Below are 8,097 nucleotides of genomic sequence, written 5' to 3' on the forward strand. Positions count from 1 at the left end.
GAGACCGCCGCGATGACCGTCACCCTCGGTACCAACCCGATCGCCTGGAGCAACGACGACCTGCCGGAGCTGGGCGGCGAGACGCCGCTCGAGACCTGCCTGTTCGAGGCGCGCGAGGCCGGCTTCACCGGCATCGAGCTGGGCAACAAGTTCCCGCGCCAGGCCGACGCGCTGCGGCCGATCCTGGAGGCGCATGGCCTGAATCTCATTTCCGGCTGGTACAGCGCCAACCTGCTCGACCGCTCGGTCGAGGAGGAGATCGCGGCGATTGAGCCGCATCTCGCCCTCCTCGCCGCGCTCGGCTGCAAGGTCATGGTGTTCTGCGACACCTCCGGCGCCGTGCATGGCGACCGGGGCACGCCGCTGTCGCAGCGCCCGACGCTGCCGGAGGATGCGTGGCCGGAGTTCGGGCGCAAGCTGACCGCGGTCGGCGACCATATGGCGAAGCGCGGCGTCCGACTGGCCTATCACCACCACATGGGCACGCTGGTGCAGAGCGAGGCCGAGGTCGACCTCTTGATGCAGCACACCGGCCTGTCGGTCGGGCTGCTGCTCGATTCCGGCCATATGACGGTGGCGGGCGGCGACCCGGCGGCGCTGGCCAGGCGCTACGCCAGCCGGATCAACCACGTCCATGCCAAGGACGTGCGCCGCGACGTGCTGCAGAAAGTGCGCGACGAGGATCGGAGCTTCCTCGACGGCGTCATCGGCGGGCTGTTCACCGTGCCGGGCGACGGCATGATCGACTTCCCGCGGATCTTCGACGCCCTGCCGAAGAGCTACAGCGGCTGGATGGTGGTGGAAGCCGAACAGGACCCGGCCAAGGCCCATCCGCTGACCTATGCCCGGCTGGGCTACCGCAACCTGTGGAAGTTCGCGACCGGCGCCGGCTTCGAGGTGAAGGTCTGACGCCGTCAACACACTGTTTATGCAGATTTCCCCATCCGGGCGAAGCGGTTGATGTCATAGTGACGCATCGAATCAACTCACCCGGATGGTGAAATGTCGGCCTTCTCGTCCTTCTTCGCCTTCTTCGCCCGCATCTTCCTCGCCGTCCTGTTCGTCGTCTCCGGCTGGGCCAAGCTGACCGGCTTCGAGGGCACCGTCGGCTATGTCGCCTCCAACGGCCTGCCGGTGCCGCAGCTCTTCGCCGCGCTGACCATCCTGGTCGAGCTCGGCGGCGGCATCCTCCTGATCCTCGGCCTGTTCTCGCGCCTGGCCGCCTTCGTCATGGCCGGCTTCACGCTGCTGACCATCGTCGTCGTCCACCATTTCTGGACCATGGCCGATGCCGAGATGCAGCTGAACCAGCTGATGGCGATGAAGAACCTGGCGATCGCCGGCGGCCTGCTGATGGTCACCGCCTTCGGCCCCGGCGCCTGGGCGATCGGCCCCGGCCGCGACTGAGGCACGGCCGCCCGGACGGATCGGAAGCGGCGGGCCTCGAGCCCGCCGCTTTCGTTGAGGTCAGCGGTGCTTGAACGCGGCCGGCCGCTTCTCGGCGAAGGCAGCCATGCCCTCGCGTCGGTCCTCGGTGGCAAAGGTGGCGTGGAACAGGCGACGCTCGAACAGGATGCCCTCGGCCAGCGGCGTCTCGTCGGCACGGTGCACCGCCTCCTTGGCCATCATCGTGATCGGCAGCGAGTAGCCGGCGATGGTCTCCGCCGCCTTCAGCGCCTCGGCCAGCAGTTCGGCCGCCGGCACCACGCGGGCGACCAGGCCCGACCGCTCGGCCTCCGCCGCATCCATCATCCGGCCGGTCAGCACCAGGTCCATCGCCTTGGACCGGCCGATCAGCTTGGTCAGGCGCTGGGTGCCGCCGGAGCCCGGGATGGTGCCCAGCCTGATCTCCGGCTGGCCGAACTTCGCCGAGTCCGCGGCGATGATGAAGTCGCACATCATCGCGATCTCGCAGCCGCCGCCCAGGGCATAGCCTGCGACCGCGGCGATGATCGGCTTGCGCAGCTTGGTGATGCAGGTCCAGTTCTCGATCAGATTGCCGCGATAGGCGGCGATGAAGTCCTTCGACGCCATCTCCTTGATGTCCGCCCCCGCGGCGAAGGCCTTCTCCGACCCGGTCAGGACGACGGCGCCGATGCCGTCGTCGGCGTCGAAGGCCACCAGGGCCTGGCCGAGGTCCCGGAAGATCGCGTCGTTCAGGGCGTTCAGCGCCTGCGGCCGGTTCAGCGTGATCAGGCCGACCCGGCCCCGGGTCTCGACCAGGATGGTCTCGTAGCTCGCGGTCATGAGGGTTCCTCCGCATCTTCGATTGATCGAACGCCCGGTCAGCGCTGGCAGACCGGGCAGAAGAAGGTGCTGCGGCCGGACTGGACGAGGCGCCGGACCGTGCCGCGGCATCCCGGCGTCCGGCACGGCTCGCCCTCGCGGTCGTAGACCGACCAGGAATGCTGGAAATAGCCGAGCTCGCCGTTGACCTGGACATGGTCGCGCAGGGACGACCCGCCGGCCTCGATGGCGCGCCGCAGCACCGCCTTGATCTCCGGCACCAGCCGCGCCGCCCGCACGCCCGCCACCGAGGCGGCGACGCGACGGGGCGAGATCCGCGCCGCCCACAGCGCCTCGCAGACATAGATGTTGCCGAGGCCGGCGACGACGCGCTGATCCAGGAGAGCCGCCTTGATCGGCGTGATCTTGCGGGCCAGGGCCTGATCCAGAGTGGCGGCGTCGAACTCGTCCGACAGCGGCTCCGGCCCCAGCGCCTCCAGCGCCTTGTGGGCGTGCAGCGCGTTCTGGCTGACCAGGTCCATCATGCCGAAGCGGCGGGTGTCGTTGAAGGTGACCACCGATCCGGCCTCGGTCTCGAACACCACATGATCGTGCGGGCTGACGATCTGCGGCCGCCCCTGGCTGACCATCATCCGGCCGGACATGCCGAGATGGATCAAGAGCACCATGCCGTCGTCGAGATGGATCAGCAGGTACTTGGCGCGGCGGTCCAGGCGGACGATCCGGCGGCCGGTCAGCCGCTCGGCCATCCGCTCGGGCAGCGGGAAGCGCAGGTCGGGGCGGCGCTGCTCGACACGGGCCAGGCGCTGGCCTTCCAGGACGGGCACCAGGCCGCGGCGAACGGTCTCGACTTCGGGAAGCTCGGGCATGGCCGGCACACTGGCACGACCCGGCGCCGGACGCTATGGTCCCGGCCATGAGCGACGCGCCCCATAATCCCGAGTCCCGCTGGTTCGGCGACACCGAGGTCGACCCGACGGAGAAGACCCACCGCGTCCATGGCGTGTTCAGCAGCGTGGCCCAGCGCTATGACCTGATGAACGACCTGATGAGCGGCGGCGTCCATCGGCTGTGGAAGGCCCAGTTCATCAGCGCGATCCGGCCCCGCCCGGGCGAGGTCCTGCTGGACGTGGCCGGCGGCACCGGCGACATCGCCTTCCGCTTCCTTGACCGCGCCGGCCCGACCGGGCGGGCCATCATCTGCGACCTGACCGAGGGCATGGTCGCGGTCGGCCGCGACCGGGCGATCGACCGCGGCCGGGTCGGCCCGATCCTGCACATGGTCGGCAATGCCGAATCGCTGCCGGTCGCCGACCGGTCGGTCGACGTCTACACCATCTCCTTCGGCCTCCGGAACGTGACCCGGATCGACGATGCGCTGCGCGAGGCGCGGCGGGTGCTGAAGCCGGGTGGGCGCTTCTTCTGCCTGGAGTTCAGCAAGGTCGTGCTGCCCGGCCTGGACCGTGCCTACGACCTCTATTCCCGCGCCGTGATCCCGCGCCTGGGCAAGACGGTGGCCAAGGACGAGGACAGCTACCGCTACCTGGTCGAGAGCATCCGCCGCTTCCCCGATCAGCCCACCCTGGCCGAGCGAATCGAGGCCGCGGGGCTGGAGCGGGTACGCTGGACCAACCTGTCGGCCGGCATCGCCGCCATTCATACCGGCTGGCGGATCTGAGGCTCGGATCGGGCGATCCAGATCCTGATGATTGCATTGGCCCAAGACTGCGCATAATTCTACGTTCCTTATGCGCATCGAGTGGATGACAACATGCTCACACGCTATCGGGAAGACGCTCCGAAGAAGCCCGTCAACTGCAGCATGAACAGCGACCTCGTGGCCCAGGCGAAGGCCATGGGGATCAATGTCTCTGCTGCGGCCGAAGCCGGACTCCTGACCGCCGTCGAACAGGCCGAACGCCGGCGGATCGAGGAGGAGACGGCGGCGATTGTCGCGTACTGGAACGAGTACGAGGCCCAATTCGGAAGTCCGGCCGACGAATATTGCGAGATCTGAGGTCCATGCCGCAATTCGATGCGCATCGGAACATCGGAGCGAGCAAGGCCGCCTATCCCTATCTCGTCGTCCTGCAATCCAGCATCTTCCGTGACCGGTCGCGCTGGGTCGTTATTCCCTTGGCTCCGGCTGGACCCAACCTCCCGCCGAACGACCGGTTAAGCCCGGCGTTCACCGTCGAGGGCAAACGGTACGGGCTGGCAACGCTGGCGATCTTCAATCTCCCCAAGGAGCAGCTCGGTCCTGTCGTAACCAACCTGACCGCCGAGAGCGACGCCATCATCGCCGCCATGGACTGGATGATGAATCGCGGCTGGGGGTAGGATTTCACGGCCCCTGTCGCGCATTTCGTCGCAAGCGGTGATTGTAGGGCTTGCCGAATCCGGCTGGGGGCCCTAAAGAACACTCATGCGATGTAGTTCGCCTTCCGCCGTCCCTGGGGACCCGCCGTGACGCTGACCTTGCGCGACCGCCGCATCCTGCTGGTCATCGCGGGCGGCATCGCCGCCTACAAGTCGCTGGACCTGATCCGGCGACTGCGCGAGCGCGGTGCCCGGGTGCGCTGCATCCTGACCAGATCCGCGACCGAGTTCGTCACTCCCCTCGCCGTTTCGGCCCTGACCGAGGACAAGGTCTATCGCGACCTGTTCTCGCTGACCGACGAATCGGAGATGGGCCACATCCGGCTGTCGCGCGACGCCGACCTGCTCGTGGTGGCCCCGGCCACCGCCAACATCCTGGCGCGGATGGCGGCCGGGCTGGCCGACGACTTGGCCACCACCGCCTTGCTGGCCACCGACAAGCCGGCGCTGGTGGCGCCGGCGATGAATGTCCGGATGTGGGAGCATCCGGCGACTCGCGACAACCTGGCGCTGCTGCAGCGCCGCGGCGTGCGCGTGGTCGGGCCGAACCCCGGCGAGATGGCCTGCGGCGAATACGGCCCGGGGCGCATGTCCGAGCCGCTGGAGATCGTCGCCGCCATCGAGTCCTATTTCGCCGAGGTCGACCGCTTCGGCACCGGCGGGCCGCTGAAGGACCGGCACGTCATCGTCACCAGCGGCCCGACCCACGAGCCGATCGACCCGGTGCGCTACATCGCCAACCGCTCCTCCGGCAAGCAGGGCCACGCCATCGCCGCGGCGCTGCACCGGGCCGGGGCGCGGGTGACGCTGGTGACCGGCCCGACCCATGAGCCGGCGCCGCACGGCGTCACCGTGGTGCCGATCGAGACGGCGGACGAGATGATGGCCGCCTGCCGGGCCGCCCTGCCCGCCGATGCCGCGGTCTGCGCCGCCGCCGTGGCCGACTGGCGCGTCGCCGTGCCCTCCGGCCAGAAGATCAAGAAGGGCGCCGGCGGGCCGCCGGCGCTGGCGCTGGCCGAGAACCCCGACATCCTGGCGACGCTGAGCGCCCCGGGGCCCGACCGGCCGGCCCTGGTGGTGGGCTTCGCCGCCGAGACCGAGGACGTGATCGCCCATGCCCAGGCCAAGCGCGCCCGCAAGGGCTGCGACTGGATCCTGGCCAACGACGTGTCGCCCGGCACCCGGGCCTTCGGCGGCGATTCCAACATCCTGCACCTGGTCACGGCCGAAGGCGCCCAGACCTGGCCGCGGCTGAGCAAGGCCGATATCGGCACGCGCCTGGCCGGCGCGATCGCCCGCCATTTCGAGAAAGGCTGACCCCGGACCGATGACCGAAGCCGTCTCCATCGCCGTCACCCGCCTGCCGCACGGCGCCGACCTGCCCCTGCCCGCCGCCGCCACCGCGCGGTCGGCCGGGCTGGACCTGCTCGCGGCCGTGGCGGAGCCGGTGACGGTGGCCCCCGGGCGCCGGGTGCTGATCCCGACCGGCATCGCCATCGCCCTGCCGGCCGGCTGGGAGGCGCAGGTGCGACCGCGCTCCGGCCTCGCCCTCAAGCACGGCATCACCATCGTCAATGCGCCGGGCACGATCGACTCCGACTACCGGGGCGAGATCGGCGTGGTGCTGATCAACCATGGCGACGAGCCCGTCGCCATCACCCGGGGCATGCGCATTGCCCAGATGGTCGTGGCCCGCCACGCGACCGTCGCCTGGGACGAGCGACAGGGCCTCGACACCACCGCCCGGGGCACGGGCGGCTACGGATCCACCGGAACGGGAGCCTGACGGATGTTCCGACTGCCCAAGAAGATGCTGTTCGCGATCGAGGCGGTCCTCGACATCGCCTACAATGCCGTCGACACGCCGGTGCAGAGCGCCGAGATCACCAAGCGCCAGGGCATCCCGCGCCGGTATCTGGAGCAGGTGCTGCAGCAGCTGGTCCGGGTCGACATCCTGACCGGGGTGCGCGGGCCGCGCGGCGGCTATCGCCTGGCGCGGGAACGCCGGCGGATCACGGTCGGCGAGATCGTCCGCGCCATCCGGTCGCTGGAGACGGCGGCGGACGACGAGGAGGCGCTGCCGCCGGGGTCCCGCCTGGGCCAGGAGATCGTCCGCCCGCTGTGGGCCGAGTTGCAGGAGGAAGCGGTCAAGAAGCTCGACGCCCTGAGCATCGAGGACCTGGCCAACCAGGCCCGCGAGAAGGGCATCCCGCGCGAGCGGGCCGCCCCCGTCGACTTCTCGATCTGAGCTCCGCCCGGGTTGATCCGAGCGGCTGGCCTTCCCCAAGGCCGGCGCGTATATATGTTGATCAACCAATTTAACGCCCTTGGAGAGTAATATGTCCTCTTCCACCGCCGGGAAGACCGAGTTCCGAGGCAAGATCTACGACTCGATCCTCGACACCATCGGCGCGACTCCGCTGGTGCGGGTGAAGAAGCTGGCCGAGGCCCATGACGCCAGGGCCGATATCCTGGCGAAGCTGGAGTTCTACAACCCGCTGTCGAGCGTGAAGGACCGCATCGGCCTGGCGATGATCGAGGCGCTGGAGGCGTCCGGCAAGATCAAGCCGGGCGTCAGCACCCTGATCGAGCCGACCTCGGGCAACACCGGCATCGCGCTGGCCTTCGTCGCCGCCGCCAAGGGCTATCGCCTGATCCTGACCATGCCCGAGACCATGTCGGTCGAGCGGCGCAAGATGCTGAAGCTGCTGGGCGCCGAGCTGCACCTGACCGAGGGCCCGAAGGGCATGAAGGGGGCGATCGCCAAGGCCGAGGAGCTGGTCCAGAGCATCCCGAACGCGATCATCCCGCAGCAGTTCGAGAACCCGGCCAACCCGGAGATCCACCGCCGCACCACGGCCGAGGAGATCTGGAACGACACCCAGGGCGGTGTCGACATCCTGATCTCGGGCGTCGGCACCGGCGGCACCATCACCGGCGTGGCCGAGGTGATCAAGCCGCGCAAGCCGGGCTTCAAGGCGATCGCGGTGGAACCGGAGGACAGCCCGGTGCTGTCCGGCGGCAATCCGGGCCCGCACAAGATCCAGGGCATCGGTGCCGGCTTCGTGCCCGGCGTGCTGAACACCAAGGTCATCGACGAGGTCGTGCGGATCTCGAACGAACGCGCCTTCCAGGTCGCCCGCCAGGCGGCGAAGCTGGAGGGGATCCCGGCCGGCATCTCCTCCGGCGCCGCCCTGGCCGCGGCGCTCGAGGTCGGCGCCCGGCCGGAGAACGAGGGCAAGAAGATCGTCGTGATCGTGCCCTCGATCGCCGAGCGCTACCTGTCGACCGCGCTGTTCGAAGGGCTGGATTAAGCTCCGCCTTCTCAGTGCGTGCGGGGGAAGCGGGCCTTCGGGCCCGCTTTTCGCGAGCCCGCCCGATACTGCTACTGGCGCGGCCGTCTGATGGCGGACTCGAAGCTTCCGGTGCTCACGGACTCAAACGTCCGCTGCGCGCCGGTTCTCGAAACCA

General features: G+C 69.2%; 11 protein-coding genes. 9 read left to right on the top strand and 2 right to left on the bottom strand.

Going from position 1 to position 8,097, the window contains the following annotated elements; genetic code table 11:
* Positions 1-12 precede the first annotated feature (12 nt).
* Together iolE and ACFW16_RS25320 are read left to right on the top strand one after the other, a co-directional pair.
* Positions 13-909, top strand: coding sequence for a myo-inosose-2 dehydratase (gene iolE / locus ACFW16_RS25315; protein WP_380310275.1), 897 nt, complete (start codon positions 13-15; stop codon positions 907-909).
* A 93-nt stretch (positions 910-1,002) separates the two neighbouring features.
* On the top strand, positions 1,003-1,407 hold the full coding sequence (locus ACFW16_RS25320) for a DoxX family protein (RefSeq protein WP_380310277.1): 405 nt from the start codon (positions 1,003-1,005) through the stop codon (positions 1,405-1,407).
* Positions 1,408-1,467: 60 nt separating this feature from the next.
* Here ACFW16_RS25320 and ACFW16_RS25325 read toward each other — a convergent pair whose 3' ends face one another.
* The gene (locus tag ACFW16_RS25325) at positions 1,468-2,247 is read right to left on the bottom strand and encodes an enoyl-CoA hydratase (protein WP_380310279.1); all 780 of its coding nucleotides are present in this window, start codon (positions 2,245-2,247) and stop codon (positions 1,468-1,470) included.
* A 38-nt stretch (positions 2,248-2,285) separates the two neighbouring features.
* On the bottom strand, positions 2,286-3,116 hold the full coding sequence (mutM, locus tag ACFW16_RS25330; RefSeq protein ID WP_380310281.1) for a bifunctional DNA-formamidopyrimidine glycosylase/DNA-(apurinic or apyrimidinic site) lyase: 831 nt from the start codon (positions 3,114-3,116) through the stop codon (positions 2,286-2,288).
* Between the two features lie 47 nt (positions 3,117-3,163).
* Between mutM and ACFW16_RS25335 the strand changes: the two genes are divergently transcribed.
* The 7 genes from ACFW16_RS25335 to cysK all read left to right on the top strand — a co-directional run bounded on the left by ACFW16_RS25335 (position 3,164) and on the right by cysK (position 7,940).
* On the top strand, positions 3,164-3,925 hold the full coding sequence (locus tag ACFW16_RS25335) for a class I SAM-dependent methyltransferase (protein ID WP_380310283.1): 762 nt from the start codon (positions 3,164-3,166) through the stop codon (positions 3,923-3,925).
* Positions 3,926-4,018: 93 nt separating this feature from the next.
* Positions 4,019-4,264, top strand: coding sequence for a type II toxin-antitoxin system CcdA family antitoxin (locus ACFW16_RS25340; RefSeq protein WP_380310285.1), 246 nt, complete (start codon positions 4,019-4,021; stop codon positions 4,262-4,264).
* Positions 4,265-4,269: 5 nt separating this feature from the next.
* The gene (locus tag ACFW16_RS25345; RefSeq protein WP_380310288.1) at positions 4,270-4,587 is read left to right on the top strand and encodes a CcdB family protein; all 318 of its coding nucleotides are present in this window, start codon (positions 4,270-4,272) and stop codon (positions 4,585-4,587) included.
* 126 nt (positions 4,588-4,713) lie between these two features.
* Entirely contained in the window at positions 4,714-5,943 is a 1,230-nt protein-coding gene (gene coaBC / locus ACFW16_RS25350) for a bifunctional phosphopantothenoylcysteine decarboxylase/phosphopantothenate--cysteine ligase CoaBC (protein WP_380310290.1), read from the top strand.
* A gap of 10 nt (positions 5,944-5,953) precedes the next feature.
* Complete coding sequence (gene dut / locus ACFW16_RS25355) at positions 5,954-6,412, top strand: dUTP diphosphatase (protein ID WP_380310292.1); 459 nt, start codon at positions 5,954-5,956, stop codon at positions 6,410-6,412.
* A gap of 3 nt (positions 6,413-6,415) precedes the next feature.
* Entirely contained in the window at positions 6,416-6,874 is a 459-nt protein-coding gene (locus ACFW16_RS25360) for an RrF2 family transcriptional regulator (protein ID WP_380310294.1), read from the top strand.
* Positions 6,875-6,965: 91 nt separating this feature from the next.
* On the top strand, positions 6,966-7,940 hold the full coding sequence (cysK, locus tag ACFW16_RS25365) for a cysteine synthase A (protein ID WP_380310295.1): 975 nt from the start codon (positions 6,966-6,968) through the stop codon (positions 7,938-7,940).
* Positions 7,941-8,097 lie beyond the last annotated feature (157 nt).

Source organism: Inquilinus sp. NPDC058860, from assembly GCF_042743185.1.
Lineage (GTDB): Bacteria > Pseudomonadota > Alphaproteobacteria > DSM-16000 > Inquilinaceae > Inquilinus.

Coding starts and splice junctions, on each gene's coding strand:
- iolE (WP_380310275.1), top strand. CDS start 13: ATGACCGTCACCCTCGGTACCAACCCGATCGCCTGGAGCAACGACGAC.
- ACFW16_RS25325 (WP_380310279.1), bottom strand. CDS start 2,247: ATGACCGCGAGCTACGAGACCATCCTGGTCGAGACCCGGGGCCGGGTC.
- dut (WP_380310292.1), top strand. CDS start 5,954: ATGACCGAAGCCGTCTCCATCGCCGTCACCCGCCTGCCGCACGGCGCC.
- mutM (WP_380310281.1), bottom strand. CDS start 3,116: ATGCCCGAGCTTCCCGAAGTCGAGACCGTTCGCCGCGGCCTGGTGCCC.
- ACFW16_RS25335 (WP_380310283.1), top strand. CDS start 3,164: ATGAGCGACGCGCCCCATAATCCCGAGTCCCGCTGGTTCGGCGACACC.
- ACFW16_RS25340 (WP_380310285.1), top strand. CDS start 4,019: ATGCTCACACGCTATCGGGAAGACGCTCCGAAGAAGCCCGTCAACTGC.
- ACFW16_RS25320 (WP_380310277.1), top strand. CDS start 1,003: ATGTCGGCCTTCTCGTCCTTCTTCGCCTTCTTCGCCCGCATCTTCCTC.
- ACFW16_RS25345 (WP_380310288.1), top strand. CDS start 4,270: ATGCCGCAATTCGATGCGCATCGGAACATCGGAGCGAGCAAGGCCGCC.
- ACFW16_RS25360 (WP_380310294.1), top strand. CDS start 6,416: ATGTTCCGACTGCCCAAGAAGATGCTGTTCGCGATCGAGGCGGTCCTC.
- cysK (WP_380310295.1), top strand. CDS start 6,966: ATGTCCTCTTCCACCGCCGGGAAGACCGAGTTCCGAGGCAAGATCTAC.